Genomic DNA, 16,968 nt, shown 5'->3' on the forward strand with positions numbered 1-16,968 from the left:
CCGCATGGTGGACGTGAACGGCGTCCGGCTGCACATCGCGGAGGCGGGCGAGGGTCCGCTCGTCATGCTGCTGCACGGGTTCCCCGAGTCCTGGCACTCCTGGCGCCACCAGTTCGAGCCGCTGGCCGCCGCCGGTTTCCGGGTCGTCGCCCCCGACCAGCGCGGATACGGCAAGAGCGACCGCCCCGAGGACGTGTCCGCGTACAGCATCCTGCACCTGGTCGGCGACGTGGTCGGGCTGATCCACGCGCTCGGCGAGGAGACGGCGTACGTCGTCGGGCACGACTGGGGCGCGCCGGTGGCCTGGCACACCGCGCTGCTGCGCCCGGACGTCGTGCGCGGGGTGGCGGGTCTGAGCGTGCCGCCGCCGTTCCGGGGCGAGCGCCGGCCCCTGGGCGTGATGGACGCGATGTTCGGCGGCCGTTTCTACTGGAACTACTTCGACCTCCCCGGCGTAGCCGACGCCGAACTGGCCCGCGACCCGCGCACCACCCTCCGCAAGGCCCTTTACGGCGCCTCCGGCGACAACCCCGACTCGGGCACCGGCAAGCAGCCGCTGGTCGAGCCCGGCCAGGGCTGGCTGGACAGGATGAGCGACCCCGAGAAGCTCCCGGCCTGGCTCACGGAGGCGGACCTCGACTCCCTCACCGAGAGCTTCGCGGGCAGCTTCACCGGCGCCCTCAACTGGTACCGCAACATCGACACCAACTGGGAACTGACGGCGGCCTGGCACGGGGCCGTGGTCAGCCCGCCCGCGCTGTACGTGTACGGCGACAAGGACCTGGTGGCGGCGTTTCCGGGTACGCCCCAACTCATCGAGCAGCTAACGGAGTTGATGCCCAACCTGCGGCGCGCTCCGGTGCTGTTGAAGGGCTGCGGCCACTGGACGCAGCAGGAACGCCCGGACGAGGTCAACGCGGCGCTGATCCCGTTCCTCACGGAGTTGAGGGACTCCGCGAGCTGAGTGCGTTGCCGCAGACGGAACTCCTGCTCGACGGGCAGGAGTTCCGTCACCCGCATCGGGCCTGGACTGGGCCGGCCTGGCTTGGGCTGGGCCTCAGAGCTTGCCCAACTTCGTGTTGAAGACCTGGGCTGCGACCTTGTCACCCAGGGTGAGGCCGTCCTCCGCGTCCCACGGGAAGTGGACTCCGAGCCAGACCCTGCTGTAGGCGTCCTCGGTGGCCGCCGCGCTGAAGCTGGTGAAGTGGCGGGTCTTCACCGGTGACTGAGGCTCGTCGGTGGTCATGTCGAAGGCGATGTTGTCGCTGCCGAAGTAGCGCTTCATCACCCCTGCCCAGGCCGCGCCGAACGTCGCGTGCCCCGAGGCCCAGGCCGGGAAGCACGGGCTGACATTCACGCCCGTCCGGGTTTTCAGCAGCGGCTTCCACTCCGGGTCGAGCCCGCCTTCCCGGATCGCGGACACCGGCCGCCACAGGTCGATCGGTGTCAGGAACTTCACGTCCCGTACCGCGATCCCGGCGTCCGCCATGGCGATGGAGACGAGTGCGAACAGCCGAGCGTTCTCGTAGGTCGTCAGGTTGCGGGCGTAGGAGACCTCTCGGGTCGCCTGAAGCAGCTGGCCCGGCGGCTTGTAGGTGCCGTCCAGGTCGTTGGCCCAGAACCAGGCCGCCGCCTCCTGATCCGGGGTCCGGTCGACGACGGGTGTACGCGCGGTCGGCTTGTCGGCGCCGGCCGACCGCACCGCCTCGACCTGAGCCTTGTAGGCGTCGCTGGCCAGCAGTTTCTCGTACGTCCCGTACAGGCCCGGGGTCGCCGGGCGGAACTGCGAGCCGGAGCTGAGGGCGAAGGGCTTCAGCTGGCCCCAGAACGGTGTGACCGCCTGACTGTCGCGCTCGCACGAGGGATCGGGCATGTCCGGGTAGCTGGTGGCCCGCCACGCGCCCGGCTTGTTGTCGCCGACGTACACCTGGTCGTTGTCGGAGCCGTCGCCGTTGCGCGCGTTCCTCATCTGCGTGACCATGCGGTTGACCACCGTGACGTCGAGCAGATCGAACTCGGTGGGCTCGGTGCCGAACCGCTCACGGAACTTCGAGTCGAGGAACTGCGTCTGGTTCTTGCCGTACAGCCCCAGCAGGATGTTGTACGCCGTACGGCCGATCACTCGCTCTTCTTCGTCGGGACCCTCGATCCAGCCGTCGTACTTGTGGGCGTAGATGTACGGCTCCGAGGTGATCTTGCCCTTCCACTTCAGCTGGTACGAGCTCTCCGCGTCGTAGACCGCCGCGTTCAGCATCGCCGCGGAACGGGCCATCGGCCCCGGTCCGCCGCCCTCACGCCGGATGGCCTGGAGCAGGACGTCGTTCCAGTAGTGGACGGGATCGGCGATCTGCTGTCGCGGCAGCGCCGCCTGTGCGGGCTGCGAAGCGACGGTGAGCGCGCTGCCGGTGGTGGCCAGCACCGCCGCCGTGGCCAGTACCCGGCGCCACATCCCCGTACTCGGCCGGACAGATCTGACACTCGTGGACATATCAACCCCCTGTTTGTGTCGAGACGTTGGTCGTGCGGCTCTGCCTTTCCGGTCGGTCCGGGCTCGCGCCCGCCGGACGATCCGTTCGACCGCGACGGGCGGTTTCCCGCCGGCGGCACCGTGTCGGCGCTTCGTGGTGGAACGACTCAGCGGCGGCGTTGTCCGCGGCCCACCCGACTCGCCCCATCGACTACGCCGCTCCCCCGCGGCGGCACAGTTGTCGGAACGCCTCGGACGGGTCAGTGGATTCAGTAGGTGACGTGCACACCGCCGGCGAACGGCCGCGCTGCGTCGTGGTGCTGGTCCAGGACGCTATGGGCGGGGAGCGTGTGGCGTCGTCCCACGCTGGTTGGCACTCCGGGTCGACCCAGGGGGGTAGCCGCGCGGTTCCTGCAACTTCCGTGGTACCGCGGAAGGTTGACGCCTCGTCGGCTCGGCCGGCCTTACGCTGCTGCGATGCGGATCCGTCCCCTCGCCGTCGACGTACTGATCGTGGCGGCGCTGACCGGTGTGGCCTTGCTGCTGGGGCCGGAGGCCGCGCGTCAGGGGCAGAATCCGCTCGACGCGACCGCCTATGTGCTGGTTGTCCTGGTTCACCTGCCGCTCGTGCTCCGCAGCCGGGCCCCTGTCGTGGTCTGGGGTCTCGTGCACGCGATCTGGCTGGTGTACATCACGGCCGGTTACTGGCCCGTGGTGTGCAGCTTCGGCCCCATGCTCGCCGTCTACACCGTCGCCTCCCAGCGCGTGCCGCGTGTCTCCGTCCCCTGTGCCGCGCTGATGGGCGCGGTCTGGATCTACGCGGGTGCGGTCAACGACACGGCCTCCGGGGCGTCCGTCGTCGGACAGGCGGTCGTCTACCCGGCGATGCTGTGGCGCTTCGGCGTCCTGGCCCGCCGCTCGGCCGAACTGGCCCGGCAACTGCGCCGGGAACAGGCCGCCCGGGCCCGGCGCGAGGTGGCCGAGGAACGGAGCCGGATCGCCCGTGAACTGCACGACGTGGTCGCCCACCACATCTCCGTGATCTCCGTACAGGCCGGTCTCGCCCGGTTCGTCTTCGACACCGACCGCCACACCACCCGTACCGCGCTCGACACCATAGAAGCCACCGGCAAGGAAGCCCTCGACGAGCTGCGCCGCATGCTCATGCTGCTGCGCGCCGCCGACGACAGTGCCCCGGCAGGTCCGATGCCGGGCCTGGCCCGCCTCGGCGAGATGACCGAACGCGTCCGCGCCGGCGGCATCCCGCTCACCCTGACCGTCGAGGGCACCGAACGCCCCCTGGCCCCCGGCGTGGACCTGTGCGCCTACCGGGTCGTGCAGGAGGCACTCACCAACGTCCTCAAGCACGCGCCCGGCGCGAGTGCGCGCGTACTGCTGAGGTACGAACCGCACCAGGTGACGGTTTCGGTCACGGACGACGGACAGGGGGTGATTCCGGACAGAGTACGAACCGGCGGCGGACACGGCTTGCCCGGCATGCGGGAGCGGGCCAAGCTCTACGGCGGGCAGATCGACATCGGCCCGCAGGACCAGGGGGGCTTCGCCGTACGGCTGATCCTGCCGACCTCCGCGCGGACCGCACCACAGGGGGACGACACCACCACATGACCACCGTGCTCGTTGTGGACGACCAGTTCCTCATCCGGGCCGGCCTCGTCGGGCTGCTGCGCGCCGCGCCCGGCATCGAGGTGGTCGGCGAGGCGAGCGACGGCGCGGAGGGCGTGTTCCTGGCCGCACGGACCGCCCCCGAGGTGATCCTGATGGACGTCCGGATGCCCCGCATGAACGGCATCGAGGCCACCGAACGCATCCTCGCCGAGGCCGGCGACCCCCCGCCCCGGATCCTGATGCTGACCACCTTCGACCTCGACGAGTACGTGTACGGGGCACTGCGCGCCGGAGCCTGCGGATTCCTGCTCAAGGACTCCGGACCGGAACGGCTGCTCGCCGCCGTGACCGCCGTCGCCGGCGGTGACGCGCTCTTCGCGCCCAGCGTCACCCGCCGCCTGGTGGAGGCCTACGCTCGCCAGACCGCCTGCCGACAGCCCCCGGAACTGGACACGTTGACCGCCCGCGAACGGGAGGTTCTGAAACTGATCGCCCGCGGCCTGTCCAACCAGGAGATCGCCGACCGCCTCTACATCAGCGAGGCGACCGTCAAGACCCACCTCAACCGCACGATGAGCAAACTGGACCTGGACAGCCGGGCACAAGCCGTGGTCGTGGCGTACGAATCAGGACTGGTGACCCCGGGCGGATGACGACCGGGCGCGTCGGCAGCCCCATGGGCTGAGCCCCCACCCCGACCCCCACGCACGGCTTTGCCATCTCTTTACAACCTGTCCGGCTGCCGAGTCGTCTCTCCGCTCGATCCGTCACTCAGCCCGCCCAGCCCAACCCGCCCTCTTCCGGGCGCGGTTCGGGGCGGACGACGAAAGAGAGCGATTAAATGCGCCGTACCGTGCGCCGTACCGTCCTCAGCGCCGTGGCACTCGCGGCCACCGCCGTACTGGCGGGCACCGCCCCCGCGTTCGCCGACGGGGCGAGCCCGACCCAGACACCCAGCGTCGCGGCGACCGAGGCCACCCCGGCGACGAGCGCCGAACCGACCCAGGACCCCGCCACCGAGGCCTCCCCGGTGCCCAGCGAGGCCCCCACCACCTGGTCCAGCCCGTCCCAGGTCGCCGAGGTTCCGGGCGGCGCGCCCAACACCGGGGTGACGCAGACGTCGACGGACTCCGGAACGCCGGGGGCGCTGATCGGCGGGGGCGCCGCCGCCGCGTTCGCCGTGGGCGGCGCCGCGCTGTTCGTCGTACGCCGTCGGCGGGCGACCGGGGCGTGACCGTGCTCTCCAGGCGGGCGTTCGGTACGGGAGCCACGGCTGCCGCCGCCTCGCTGCTCGTGGGCTGTTCCTCCGACGGTGGGGGCGTACGGACGACGGGAACCGCGAGCCCCGACGCCTCCTCCCCGCCGCCGCGATCGACGGCCGGCAAGCACACCTCCTCCGCCAAGTCCGTGCGGGCCGTGGGGCGTTCGGTCCCGGTCCGGCTGCGGATACCGGCCCTCGGGGTCGACACCCCGGTCATGCGGCTGGGCCTGGCGTCCGACGGGACGGTGCAGGTCCCTCCGATCAGCGATCACGACCAGGCCGGCTGGTACGAGCACTCGCCGACGCCGGGCCAGACCGGCCCGTCGGTGATCCTCGGGCATGTCACGGTCGGCGCGTACGGGGACGGCGTCTTCCACGGCCTCTCGCGGCTGCGCCGGGGCGAGAAGATCGTCGCGCGTCTGGAGAACGGTACGGAGACGGAGTTCACGGTCACCTCCCTGCGTACGGTGGCCAAGGCCGACTTCCCGACCGACGACGTCTACGGGAACGTGGACCGTCCGGAACTCCGGCTGATCACGTGCGGCGGCCCGAAGGACGAGACCGGTTACCTCGACAACGTGATCGCCTTCGCCGCGCTGACGTCGTCCACGACCCCGTGAGCACACTGGAACACAAAGGATGGCGGGCCGCCGGAACGTACGCCGCCGGTCCGCCGTCCTCCCCCACGAGTGCCACACCGGTGGCGACAGCACCATGGAGAGCGTTGAAACGGTCCCGCGACAAGGCAGCGTCCGAGCTGTTCGCCGCCCTCTATCCGCGTCTGGCCGGCTGGTGCCGCCGTCTTGTCGACGACGACGAGACGGCCCACGAGATCGCCTCTGAGGCGTTCACCCGGCTGTGGGCCCGCTGGACGTCGGTGGAGGAGCCGCGCGGCTTCCTCTATGTGACGGCGGCCAACATCGTCCGGGACCACTGGCGCAAAATGGAACGCGAACGCAAGGCCATGCGGCACGTGACGACGGAAGCGGCGCTGCGCCCCCACACCGAGGCGTCGGACCCGTCCGTCCGCCTGCTGGTGCAGTCGCTGCCGGAACGACTGCGCGTGCCGATCCTCCTCCACTACTACGCTGACATGCCCATCCGGGAAGTGTCCGCACTGACCGGACGTAAGGAAGGAACCATCAAGGCCGACCTCCACGCGGCCCGTGAACAACTCCGCGCCCACCTGAGGAAAAGTCTTGACCACACGCTTTGACGACGACGAAGACCCGGAATTCGGACCGCTCGACCCCAGCTCTCCCGACCACGACCTCGACGACCCCCTCCTGGTCCTCCTCGGCCCCGCCCCCGCCTATCTGGGCGCGCCCGCGGGCCGCTACGAGGAGATCCGCCGTACCGCGACCCGTCGCCGACGCACCCGCACGGCGGCCGGAGTGGGCATGGTCTGCGCCGTCGCCGCTCTCATCGCCCTCCCCCTCAACCTGACGACGGCCGAGAGCCCCCGCTCCCCCACGGTCCCCCAGGCCCCGCCCGCCGCGACCAGCCCGTCGGCGCCCCCCGCCGACCGCTCGCCCACGCCCACGCCTGCCACACCGCAGCCGTCCGAGCCCGCCCCCACCCAGACACCCAGCGAGGAGCCGCACACCCCCAGCCAGGCACCCCGCGAAACGTCCGAGGTCCCGGCCGCCGAGTCGCCGGTGCCCACGCCCGCGGCCTCGACATCGCCGACCACGGCGGCGATCACCCCATCGACGAGCGGAACCGAGGACGCCGCCTCGCCCGGGAGCACGACGGCTCCGTAGCCGGACCGGCCTGCCTGTCGTCCCCGTCGTACCCACGCTGTCGGCATCCGGCAGGTACAGCGTTCAGCCTGGCCTACCTCACCGACGCGGGGGATGTGACGGTCAAATGGCCGCGGGTGACCACCTCTCCCCTTGCCGTCATCGCGACCGACAGCCCCGCCCGCGTGGATCTGCGCGCGGCCGGCAGCAAGTACACGGGGGTGTGGCACCTGTCGAAGCCGGCGGCGAGCTGGAAGCTGACGATCGTCTCCGCCGCCGGCGGAAAGACCGTCCGTACCCTCACCGGCGGTCCGGCCGCAGGCAAGATCTCCGCGACGTGGGACGGCACCGGCCCAGGCGGCAGGAAGGTCCCCACGGGGACGTACCGCTGGACCCTGACCGCACCGGCGGCCGACCACGTGGGACGGTCCGCGACCGTGAAGGGTTCGGTCGCGGTGCGGTCGTAGGCGGCGCGGCGGCCTCCATCCGTCGGGTCCCGTTGACGAAGGCGCAGGTCAAGCAGCTCGCGCACATCGGGCAGCGCGTGCTGCGGGCCATCGAACCCGGCTGAGACTCTCTCCTGATCCCCCGCTCACACCGCGCCCACCCGGACAGAGAGTCCGGGTGGGCGCGGTGTGAGCGGGTGGGCGTGAGGTGGGCGGGTGGCGGTGGGGTGCGCGGGTGGCGGTGGGATCAGGTCACGGTCAGCGACAGGTCGGCCGTCGTGGCGCGGCCCGGAAGCAGGGTCACCTCCTTGGATGCCGGGCGGTGACCGGTGGCCGAGGCCGTGATCCGCAGCGGGCCGGGGCGGGCGTCCAGCCAGAGGTCGTAGTGGCCGTCGGAGTCGGTGCGTACCGTGCGTACGGTGTGGACGCGGCGGTCGCAGCCGGTCGCTCCGGCGTGTGCCGCCGGGCAGATCTGGACGGTGGCCCCGGCGAGCGGCGCTCCCGTGCGCCTGTCGGTGATCGTTCCGGAGAGATGGCCCCAGGTGCGCGGGATGGTGACCTTGAGGCTGACCTTGACCGATGCTCCGGCGTAGGGGCCGTCGGTGCTGTAAGTGAGCCGCGCGGTGTAGGTGCCCGCCGTGGCGACAGCGGAGGCGTCCGCGCGGACGGTGACCGTGGTGGAGCGGCCGGGGGCGAGGTCGAACGAGGTCCGGTCCGCCGACAGCCAGGTGACGTCGTCGCCGTCGCACTGGTCGTGCCCGGGCAGGACCTCGGCCGAGGAGGCGGTTTCGGAGAGCGAGATCATGCCGCCGACGCGGTAGATCCCGCAGCCGCCGCCGGCCCGGAAGACGGCGGAGCCGGAGTTGGGCAGGTCGGACCAGGTGTTGGACACCGGGTCGTATTCGACGACGGTGTTGACCGCGTCCTGTGCGGCGATGCCGCCGACGGCCTGGAGCCTGCCGTCGTTCCCACTGGCGATGGCGCCCCAGCGCGGGTCGGGCATGTCGGCCGCACGGGTCCAGGTGTCGGCGGAGGGGCTGTAGCGGTAGGTCTCCGCCTTTGCGTCGCTGCCCGAGAGGCCCCCGGCGCAGACCAGTTCACCGGTGATGCCGGCGCAGGCCGCGCGTTCCATGTCGAACGGGTAGTCCGCGAGGCGGGTCCAGGTGTCGGTGGCCGGGGTGTACCGGTAGACGGTGCTGACCATGTCGTTGCAGCCGGATCCGGTACAGCCACCGATGACGTACAGGCTGCCGCCGAGGACGGTCACGTTCGGCATGCCGACCGCCTGGGGCAGATCGGCGAGGCGGGTCCAGTCGTCGGTGGTGGGGTGGTACGCGTAGAGCGTGGCGTGGGCACCGTCCGCGGCCCAGCCGCCGGCGACGTACATGGTCCCGTCGATGAACGCCCCGCCGGGTGACTCCAGGGCCTCGGGGAGGTCCGCGATGGGTGTCCAGGCGTCGGTGGACGGGTCGTGCACATAGCTGTGTTTGAGGTACTCCCCGCCGAAGATGCCGGAGACTCCGGCGACGGAGTAGACCTTGCCCTGGTAGGTGCCCACCGCGTTGTCCATGACGGGCCCGGGGTAGTCGGCGATGCCGGTCCAGGGCCCGGTCGACGCTGCTCCTGCTGCTGCCGCCGCTGCCGTGGCCGGCAGGTCGCTCGGCGTGCTCTTCGAGGCCGAGGCGGTGGAACTCATCGGTCCGGGTGCGTAGTTGCCCTTGACGCGCAGCGTCGGGGCGCCTGCCGAGGAGTCCGACGTGGTCGTGGGGGTGCCGTCCGGTGAGGTGTAACCGGTGCTCTGCTCACCGAGGTTGACGTGTATCGGCGCCTGCCCCTTGTTGGTGAAGGTGACCTTCTTGCTGCCTGATCCGCCCAGTGACTCGCTGACGGAGAGTGCGTCCGAACTCACCTTCAGGAGGCCCGCCTTGAGCGTGCGGTCGAACCGGTTGACCTTGTCCGGCCGGGTGGTGAGGGTGCCGGTCGAGGTGGAGTAGCGGGCGGCGGCCGTCCGGTAGGTGTGACGTCCGGTGGGCTCGCTGAACAGCCAGTAGTAGCCGTCGGCCAGCGCCAGGTCGTCGGGGGTCGCGACGGTGGTCGCCGTCGCGTAGCGGTCGGCGGTGTCGGTGACGGTGGCGGGCGTGATGGCGTCGCCCGTGTTGCCGTCGACGACCTTTCCGGCGACGATGCCTCCGCTCACGGCGGCGCAGGAGCCGACCGTGACGGTGTCGAGCTGCCAGAGCGACAGGCCGCTGCCGGAGTAGTGGAAGCGCACCTTCACGTGCTTCGCGTTTGCCGCCTGGGGCAGGGAAACCTCGGCGTGGCCCAGGTACTCGGCCGTGTCCCGGTGCCACACCGTGGTCCACGTCGCGCCCGAATCGAGGCTGAGGTCGACGTCGGCCACCGAGTCCTTGCTGGGGGCGTAGGCGGCGTTGAAGCCGAGGACGGGTGAGGTCTGGCCTGCCAGGCTGAAGGTGGGGGAGACGAGTTCGGTGTCCTCCGGGACGCCCCGGGTGTAGGGGGACGCGGAGGCCCAGTTCCCGGTTCCGCCCGTGAAGTTCCACACCGATTTGTCGGCGAAGTCCCAGGCGGCGCCGTCCGTCCCGTGATTGACGACGGTCCAGCCGTGCTCCGGCGTGGTGCCGGTCCAGCCCTCGAAGCCGGTCTCGGCCGGATAGGCGTGGCCGGGTGCGACGCAGGACGCCAGGTCCACGTCCGGGGCCACGTCGGTACGTACGTCGGCCGTGCCCACCGGGACGCGTCGGTCCGTGCTTCGGTAGCCGGGGTAGACCGGGGCCACGTGGACGTCGTAGGTGGCCTCCTCCGGAAGCTCCACGCTGTACTTGCCGGTGTAGGGGTCGGTGTAGAGGGCGCCGTTCGGGTAGCCGTCGATGGTGATCTTCGAGTACAGGGGCCAGCCGTGCCCGCTGCCGTCCTTCACCGTGCCGGACACCGTGCGGGTGGGCAGCTTCACCAGGGCCAGGTCGGCGGTGGTGCTCTGGTTCTCGGCGACGCTCACTCCGGAGCGGGTGATCTCCCGGTAGCCGAAGTCGGTGGCGGTGATCCGGTAGTCGCCCACCGCGACAGGAAGGCTGTACGCGCCTTCGGCGTCGGTGGTGATCCGGTACTCCCGGCCGTCCGTCCCCTCTTCGGAGATGGCCAGCCCCGCACCGGCGAGCGGGGCGCCGGACTCGCTGTCGGTGACTCGTCCGGACAGCGTTCCATGGACGCCGAAGGCCAGCGCGGACACGCCGACCGGGGTGCCGAGACCGGTCGGCCCGTCCCAGCCGGCGCCGGCGGTGCACACCACCGTGCCGCAGTCGTCGTTGGCACCCTCGGTGACATCGGTCAGCCCGGAGGCGTTGATGTACGGGTAGGTCACCGGGTAGGTGTCCTCGACGGGGGTGCCCGCCAGCGCGTACATCGCCGCGATGAGCGGCGCGGAGAGGCTGGTGCCGCCGACCTGGAGCCAGCCGTCCTGGCCCGCCGTGCTGTACACGGCAAGGCCGGTCGCGGGGTCGGCGACCGCGGAGACGTCAGCCGTCGCCCGGGTGTCGCAGCCGGTGGCGAGCCCCCTCTGATAGGCGGGCTGGGCCTCGTACAGCGAGCAGCCCGAGCCGCCGGAGGTCCAGGCGGACTCCGTCCAGCCGCGCGCGGTGTCCTCGGTGCGGGTCAGCCGGGTGCCGCCGGCGGCCACCACGTTGGGGTTGGTGGCGGGCCAGTTCTGGACATGGCCGGTGTCGCCGGTGGACGCGACCACGGCCACCCCGGGATGGTCGTAGTGGTGGTCGTACGCGGTCTGGAAGGCGCCCTCGCCGGGCAGACCGTAGGAGTTGGAGACGTACTTGGCGCCCAGGCGTACGGCGGTGTCGACCGCGGTGCCCAGGTCGTCCAGCGTTGCCGAATCACCCTGCACGAGAAGGATGTTGCAGGCCGGACAGGCGGCGGAGACGGCGTCGAGGTCGAGCGCGGTCTCCAGTGCCCAGCCCGCGTCGTCGACGGGGTAGTCCGTGCCGCCGTTCTGATCGACCTTGCGGAAGCAGCCGTTGGCGGTGGTGCACTCGGGCAGCCCGTAGTGCTTGCGGTACTCGGCCAGGTCGGCCTCGGCGTGGGAGTTGCCGTACGCGTCGACGATCGCCACCGTCCGGCCCTCGCCTCCGGCGGGAAGGCTGTAGGCCGCCTGGATGTCGGCCGGGCCCAGCGCCGTGGACGGGGGCGCGACCGCCTGCGGCTTGACGATGTGGTCGGAGCCGGTGCGCACGTCGGCGAAGCACTGGGCCACGCCGTCCTCGACGCTCGGGTTGTTGCAGCCGGCCGGGACGTAGTTCTGCGGGACGTTGTCCTGCGGCACGGCGTTGAGCAGGTCGGAGGCCCTGGAGGAGTCGGCGGCGGAGGAGGAGGCCGAGGAAGTGGGGGTGGCCGCGGAGGCGGTGGCCGGTGATATCGCGGCGAGAGCTCCGGCGCCGAGACAGCCGGCCATGAGAAGGGAGAGGGGTGCGCGTACGCGCGCACGTCTTGAGGACAGCAAGGGGGACAGCAAGGAGCACCCTTTTCGTCGCGTTCAGGACCCGGTCGGGCCGGGATCAGAGAGGTTCGTAGTCGCTGTACGGGTCGTCCCCGCAGGCGGGGTCTGCCGTCGTGTCGTCGGCAAGTACGCCCGGTGCGGCGGGCGTTGGTTCGGGGTGTCGCTCTCCGGCGGGCGGCACGTCGGACTTCGGTTCAGGAGGTGTGCTGCTCATCCGACGGATGGATGCCTCTCCGGTCATGTCCAGGTGAAGGCGGGCTCGCGGACCCTGCGCGCACTGAGTATCGACGGCTGCCGCGTGTCCTCGCGATGGGGCGGATGACCTAAAGATCGGACTCCGCGCCGGTGACACGGCCTTCCGCCGGTTCCGCCGGGGTGATTCCGGCCTGGGTCAGGCTGACCGCCAGTGCGGTACGCGAGGTCACTCCGTATTTGCGCATCGCGGAGTTCAGTTGCGCGGCGATGGTCTTCGGGGAGCGGGAAAGTGCCCGTGCGATGGCCGGGTTGGTCAGACCGGTGAGCATCAGCCGGACCACTTCCAGCTCGCGCGGGGACAGTTGGTCGCCGTAGCCGCGCCGCCCGCCGCGCCACACCTCTCGTACCGGCGCCCCGGCCGCACGGCGCGCTGCGTGCACCCGGGCGGCGTCCGTCCGGGCTCCCAGAGCCGTGAACCCGGCCTGCGTGCGGGCGAGTTCGGCCAGTCCGGTGTCCCTGTCCCTCGCTGTCAGCAGGCAGGCCGCCCGTCCGTCAGCCCCAGTGCTCTGCGGCCGACCCCTCGGCGAGCGGGATCCGCACCAGGGCTGCCGAGGGCTCCAGCGGCAGATCCACGCTGCCGCGCCGCAGCCCCGCGTCGAGCACCTGGCGCAGCCGCTCTTCGGCGGTCCCGATCCCGCCTTCGGTCACCGCCGCGGTGCCGGTATCCGCTGCGCTGCCGCCGACCGCCCCGTCCAGCAGGGCCGTGATCAGCATGGCGTCACGGGTCCCTCTTCCACCGTTCCTGTGAACTGAGCGGGAGTGAGCCCCTCAGCCGCGCGCCCCGAACGGTCTTGGGCGAGCTGGTCCCCGGCGTACTCGACCCCGGGTGGCGACACGCATCCTGTGCGTGGTCCGGGCCCGGGAGGCCAGTTCCCTGCGCGACCTGGCCAGGTGGGTACGGCCAGAGGCGACGGGGAGGCCCTGAACCATCCTCTGGTAGAGCAGGGGCCCCGCACGCTGACGCCGTACCCGGTGTCCCAGGTCGCACGACTACGTTAGCCCGATCGGCCCAGGGCTCCGCAAGCCCACAGGCGGACGATCACACGATCGAGCTAATTCGACCTCGTGCGCACTCCTTGGCGAGCAGCTACGACCCCTGCCAGCGCGGCGGCTCGTTCGGCCAGTCCGTCCCAGGCGCCGGTGAACCAGTCCAGGTGCACCAGCGTCACCCGGATCATGTCCTGGAGCCGCTGGTACCGGTGTTCTTCGGCCCTGGCCAGCCCGGTCGTCAACAACTGTCTGGCCTCGTCGTAGTGGCCCCAACGCATGGCCGAGTTACCGATGTTGAGTCCGCCGCGGGCCAGCTGCATCATTCCTTCCGGGGTCGTCGCGGTGTCGGGCAGCTCCGCGGCCACGGCCCAGCCGACCTCATCTCCCATTTCCAGCAAGGAAGTTGCCCGGTCCCCCACCAGAGCCAGCCGCTGGTCCGCCGTCATCGGCAGCCGGGCCGCGTCGGCTGCCCGGTCCAGCCAACGGCGGTGCTCCTCGGCGGACATCATGGTGCTCGGCGGGCTGCCGAGCGTGTTCATCGCCCAGGCGGCCTGGAACGGATCGCCGACCAGATCCGGCAGCGCCCTCTCCAACTCCGCTGCTGCGGCGGCGTACTCGGCCACCTGCAGCAGCATCCTCCCCAGTTGGATCCGGACGGCCGCGCGGTCGTGCGGGGCGAGCGCCTCCCCGTCCAGCACCCCACGCAGCGCGCGGATCAGGTCGCCGCGGGCGACGAGCCCGGCGTAGGCCAGGACCGGCATCTTCTGCGCCCACCGGGCCACCACCGAGGCGGCGGGCGGGTCGCTCCCGGTGAGCAACTCGTGCAGCAGTCCGACGGCGGTGCGGTGGTCCCCGGAGGCCAGCGCGAGGTCGGCGGTCCGTTCCGCGTACTCGCGCCACCGCCCGGTGTCCCCGGCCTCCCGGTAGTGGTGGGCGAGCCGGGCCACCGGCTGCGGTGTCATGGCCCGCAGTGAGCTGCCCGCTCCCCGGTGCAGAGCCCGGCGGTCGGGCGCCGGCGTCATGTCGTAGACGGCGCGGGCCGCCAGCGCGTGCCGGAAACTGACCCGACCGGCCCGGTCCTCGCCGAGCAGCCCACTGCGTACGGCGGCGTCGACGGCCGACCCGGCAACGTTGTCCGGGAGCCCGCTCACCGTCGCGAGGACGGCCGGGCCGACCGGTTCGGCCAGCACGGAGGCAGCCCGCAGCACGCGTTGTGCGTCCGGGGTGAGGCGCGAGGCGCGCTCGGCAACGGCGTCCCGGATGGTGGGCGGCACCGCGATGTCCGCCAGCGTCCTGCGCACCCACTCGCCGTCGCGCCGGACCAGATCGGCCCGGTCGCGCAGCAGCCGCACGGACTCCTCGATGGCCAGCGGCACACCGTCGGTCCGTTCCTGGAGGAACGACGCGAAGGTCTCGGAGACGTGTTCCCCGTCCAGCATCGACGACATCAACTCGGCGGTCTGCGGCACGTCCAGGGCGCCGAGACTGATCCTTACGTACCCGGTGCCGGCCGGGGGCCGGGAGGTCAGCCGCATCAGCGCGGAGTCCGGCGCCACGTCCTCGGGACGGTAGGTCAGCACGAGGCTCATCCGGCGGGGCCGACGGGAGGTGAGGAACAGCAGGAAGTCCAGGGTGGCTTCGTCGGCCCAGTGGACGTCCTCCAGGACCAGCACGCCTACGCCCATGGCGTCCAGCAGTTCGGCCAGTGCGCGGAAGAGCCGGTGCCGGGCGGCGCCCGCGTCCGACAGCGCCTCGGGGGCCGGCGGCAGGTCCTGCCCCCACTCCGGGAACAGCGGGCGCAGCACCCCGGCGAGCGGAGTGAGGGCCAACTCGGCCACATCGGGCTGGGCATCGCGGGCGGCATCGACGACCGGGCCCAGGGTGAGGGCCTCCCGGAACGGGGGACACATGGCGGCCAGCGGCCGTCGGGCGGCGATACCGGGCTCGTCCAACGCCTCCTGAACGAGCCGGCTCTTGCCGATTCCGGCCTCACCCTCGACGAGAACCGCGGCCGGCGGCCGGCCCAACGCGTCTGTCAGCCGCTGCAGTTCGGCAGCCCGTCCGACAAAACGCGGAGCACCGAGGCTGGGCAGCACAGGCGGAAGGCCGTCCTCGACAGAGCGCTCCATCCGACCCGCCTTCCCCACCCCGCCCAGGGTCTGCACGCCCGGAGCACCGAACGCCCGTACGAGCGTCGACACCGCAGCATGCCACGATCGCGGCAGTGACCGGGCTCGGCACGTCGACTGCGGCCGTCCCGACCCGACGGTCATGATCGGCGAACGTCCCGCCGAGGCGGAGGACCGGGCCGTGCCCGGACGCTGGGAGGGCGACCTCATCATCGGCAAGGACGGGAAGTCCGCCATCGGCACCCGGGTCGAGCGCGCCACCGGACACCGGGACCGTCCCCGACGCGACGGTGCCGCCGTTGGCCTTGGCCGACAGCGGCACCGCCTGGAGCACACACGCTCCCCCTTCCGGGGACGGTCCCCGTGTCCCGGCAGCCGCCGGTCGAACAGCTGTCAGTTGCGCATCTGCCAGCTGCAGACCAGTTCATACCTACCGCCGTGCCCCGCGTACACCACCGTGCGCTCCGGGCTGTCCGAGCTGCCGTTCCAGCGGCTGGTCAGGGACGGAACGACCGTGCTGACGGTGACCGGCTGGAAGTACTCGTTGCCCCACCAGCCCTTCAGGTACTCGAAGATCTGGCTGACCACCACGCCCACGGCCATACCGATGGCGATGCCGATCGGCCCTCCGGGTGAACCGAGCGCCCCGCCGACGGCGGCCGCGATCGCGGCGACGACCTGCGTCTTGACCTTGGCGAGCAGGTCGTTGAGGAAGTCCGCGAAGTCGCCCGAGTCCACTTCCGCCAGCACCATGGTGACGAAGTACGACTTCGGGAACTGCACCGTGCTCTCGGTCAGGCTGAAGAAGGTGACCTGCTTGGCCGGCGCATACGTCTGCACGTCCCCGTCCTTGAAGCTGCGCACCCTGAACGGGGAGATCTTCCTGGTGTCGCCGCTCTCGTCGATCTCGCAGGCGCCCCAATCGATCTCGTCCGCCCCCAGTTCACTTGTCGCCTCCACGCACTTCACCCGGTGGAGCCGCAGGTTCAGCTTGTTCAGCGGCACCGCGGTCACCGCCTGCGCGCTCTCCGGGACCGCGGTCGCGGGCACCTCGCGCAGTTCGTCGGCCGGGAACTTCAGGCTGTCCGGGAACGGGATGCTCCGGACCTGGGCCTCGACCGGAGTCGGGGACCGCAGATCGACCTTGGCGAGGTCGCCGAGCTTCTTCGAGCGGGCAGCCCCGTTCTTCAGGTCCGCCGCGACCCGCCCCGCAGCCTCCTTCTTCTGACCCTCGGTAAGGGTCTTGAACCGCCTGGCCAGCAGGTGTTCCGTCGCGGAACTGCCGCTGGGCATCGGGAACTTGTCAGGTTCCCCATGGTGTGCCGCGACCTTGTCCGCGGCGAGCCGGAACTCCTTCACCACGCGCTCGGCCACTGCCTTGACCTTGGCGTTGGGAATGGTGGTCACGATGAAATCGGTGTTACCGGGCACTTCGGCACGCTCCCCCGAGTCGGACTTCCCTCCGGGGGCGTTCCCCCGAAGGCACTACCGACGCTAGGCGGCGGGCCGCGTGGCGGCACCGGGGAG

Annotated in this window: 15 protein-coding genes and 1 pseudogene; 9 read left to right on the forward strand and 7 right to left on the reverse strand. The window is 71.4% G+C overall.

All coding sequences use genetic code 11. The features are described 5' to 3' along the window. Positions 1 to 4 precede the first annotated feature (4 nt). Positions 5 to 964 carry an alpha/beta fold hydrolase gene (locus tag G3I71_RS12070; RefSeq protein ID WP_164314023.1) on the forward strand — a complete coding sequence of 320 codons (960 nt, stop codon included), beginning with the start codon at positions 5 to 7 and terminating at the stop codon, positions 962 to 964. A 93-nt stretch (positions 965 to 1,057) separates the two neighbouring features. On the opposite strand, the gene G3I71_RS12075 is transcribed toward G3I71_RS12070, so the two are convergent. Then, complete coding sequence (locus G3I71_RS12075) at positions 1,058 to 2,488, reverse strand: vanadium-dependent haloperoxidase (protein ID WP_239149089.1); 1,431 nt, start codon at positions 2,486 to 2,488, stop codon at positions 1,058 to 1,060. A 456-nt stretch (positions 2,489 to 2,944) separates the two neighbouring features. Here G3I71_RS12075 and G3I71_RS12080 point away from each other — a divergent pair, with 456 nt between their 5' ends. From G3I71_RS12080 to G3I71_RS51040, 7 genes are all read left to right on the forward strand, one after another. Then, the gene (locus G3I71_RS12080) at positions 2,945 to 4,096 is read left to right on the forward strand and encodes a sensor histidine kinase (protein ID WP_164313971.1); all 1,152 of its coding nucleotides are present in this window, start codon (positions 2,945 to 2,947) and stop codon (positions 4,094 to 4,096) included. After that, on the forward strand, positions 4,093 to 4,749 hold the full coding sequence (locus tag G3I71_RS12085) for a response regulator transcription factor (protein WP_164313972.1): 657 nt from the start codon (positions 4,093 to 4,095) through the stop codon (positions 4,747 to 4,749). The genes G3I71_RS12080 and G3I71_RS12085 overlap by 4 nt, the downstream gene beginning before the upstream one ends. A 200-nt stretch (positions 4,750 to 4,949) precedes the next feature. Then, positions 4,950 to 5,330, forward strand: a complete 381-nt coding sequence (locus G3I71_RS12090; protein ID WP_164314025.1) for a Tat pathway signal sequence domain protein — start codon at positions 4,950 to 4,952, stop codon at positions 5,328 to 5,330. Further along, positions 5,327 to 5,977 (forward strand): class F sortase, encoded by a 651-nt coding sequence (locus tag G3I71_RS12095; RefSeq protein WP_343242937.1) that lies wholly within the window; start codon positions 5,327 to 5,329, stop codon positions 5,975 to 5,977. Before G3I71_RS12090 ends, G3I71_RS12095 begins: the two co-directional genes overlap by 4 nt. Positions 5,978 to 6,081: 104 nt before the next feature. Next, a complete protein-coding gene (locus G3I71_RS12100; protein WP_164313973.1) occupies positions 6,082 to 6,573 on the forward strand; it encodes an RNA polymerase sigma factor in 492 nt (163 codons plus the stop codon). After that, positions 6,557 to 7,120 (forward strand): hypothetical protein, encoded by a 564-nt coding sequence (locus tag G3I71_RS12105; protein ID WP_164313974.1) that lies wholly within the window; start codon positions 6,557 to 6,559, stop codon positions 7,118 to 7,120. The genes G3I71_RS12100 and G3I71_RS12105 overlap by 17 nt, the downstream gene beginning before the upstream one ends. Before the next feature lie 116 nt (positions 7,121 to 7,236). Continuing rightward, positions 7,237 to 7,566 (forward strand): FlgD immunoglobulin-like domain containing protein, encoded by a 330-nt coding sequence (locus G3I71_RS51040; protein ID WP_164313975.1) that lies wholly within the window; start codon positions 7,237 to 7,239, stop codon positions 7,564 to 7,566. Between the two features lie 226 nt (positions 7,567 to 7,792). On the opposite strand, the gene G3I71_RS12115 is transcribed toward G3I71_RS51040, so the two are convergent. From G3I71_RS12115 to G3I71_RS12135, 5 genes are all read right to left on the reverse strand, one after another. Continuing rightward, on the reverse strand, positions 7,793 to 12,082 hold the full coding sequence (locus G3I71_RS12115) for a carboxypeptidase regulatory-like domain-containing protein (protein ID WP_164313976.1): 4,290 nt from the start codon (positions 12,080 to 12,082) through the stop codon (positions 7,793 to 7,795). A 43-nt stretch (positions 12,083 to 12,125) separates the two neighbouring features. Next, positions 12,126 to 12,281 carry a hypothetical protein gene (locus tag G3I71_RS12120; protein WP_164313977.1) on the reverse strand — a complete coding sequence of 52 codons (156 nt, stop codon included), beginning with the start codon at positions 12,279 to 12,281 and terminating at the stop codon, positions 12,126 to 12,128. A 109-nt stretch (positions 12,282 to 12,390) separates the two neighbouring features. Beyond that, positions 12,391 to 12,702, reverse strand: a complete 312-nt coding sequence (locus G3I71_RS51045; protein WP_203729985.1) for a LuxR C-terminal-related transcriptional regulator — start codon at positions 12,700 to 12,702, stop codon at positions 12,391 to 12,393. Between the two features lie 112 nt (positions 12,703 to 12,814). After that, positions 12,815 to 13,036 (reverse strand): hypothetical protein, encoded by a 222-nt coding sequence (locus G3I71_RS12130; protein ID WP_164313978.1) that lies wholly within the window; start codon positions 13,034 to 13,036, stop codon positions 12,815 to 12,817. A 338-nt stretch (positions 13,037 to 13,374) separates the two neighbouring features. Next, on the reverse strand, positions 13,375 to 15,441 hold the full coding sequence (locus tag G3I71_RS12135; RefSeq protein ID WP_164313979.1) for an AAA family ATPase: 2,067 nt from the start codon (positions 15,439 to 15,441) through the stop codon (positions 13,375 to 13,377). A gap of 139 nt (positions 15,442 to 15,580) precedes the next feature. On the opposite strand from G3I71_RS12135, the pseudogene G3I71_RS12140 reads away from it, so the two are divergent. Next, positions 15,581 to 15,703: pseudogene (locus G3I71_RS12140) on the forward strand (IS30 family transposase); the annotation flags it as partial. A 131-nt stretch (positions 15,704 to 15,834) separates the two neighbouring features. On the opposite strand, the gene G3I71_RS12145 reads toward G3I71_RS12140, so the two are convergent. Further along, positions 15,835 to 16,848 carry a hypothetical protein gene (locus G3I71_RS12145; protein ID WP_164313980.1) on the reverse strand — a complete coding sequence of 338 codons (1,014 nt, stop codon included), beginning with the start codon at positions 16,846 to 16,848 and terminating at the stop codon, positions 15,835 to 15,837. Positions 16,849 to 16,968: the final 120 nt, after the last annotated feature.

The organism is Streptomyces sp. SID12501 (assembly GCF_010550245.1).
Lineage (GTDB): Bacteria > Actinomycetota > Actinomycetes > Streptomycetales > Streptomycetaceae > Streptomyces.

Coding starts and splice junctions, on each gene's coding strand:
- G3I71_RS12085 (WP_164313972.1), top strand. CDS start 4,093: ATGACCACCGTGCTCGTTGTGGACGACCAGTTCCTCATCCGGGCCGGC.
- G3I71_RS12080 (WP_164313971.1), top strand. CDS start 2,945: ATGCGGATCCGTCCCCTCGCCGTCGACGTACTGATCGTGGCGGCGCTG.
- G3I71_RS12075 (WP_239149089.1), bottom strand. CDS start 2,488: ATGTCCACGAGTGTCAGATCTGTCCGGCCGAGTACGGGGATGTGGCGC.
- G3I71_RS12070 (WP_164314023.1), top strand. CDS start 5: ATGGTGGACGTGAACGGCGTCCGGCTGCACATCGCGGAGGCGGGCGAG.
- G3I71_RS12135 (WP_164313979.1), bottom strand. CDS start 15,441: ATGGAGCGCTCTGTCGAGGACGGCCTTCCGCCTGTGCTGCCCAGCCTC.
- G3I71_RS12130 (WP_164313978.1), bottom strand. CDS start 13,036: ATGCTGATCACGGCCCTGCTGGACGGGGCGGTCGGCGGCAGCGCAGCG.
- G3I71_RS12120 (WP_164313977.1), bottom strand. CDS start 12,281: ATGAGCAGCACACCTCCTGAACCGAAGTCCGACGTGCCGCCCGCCGGA.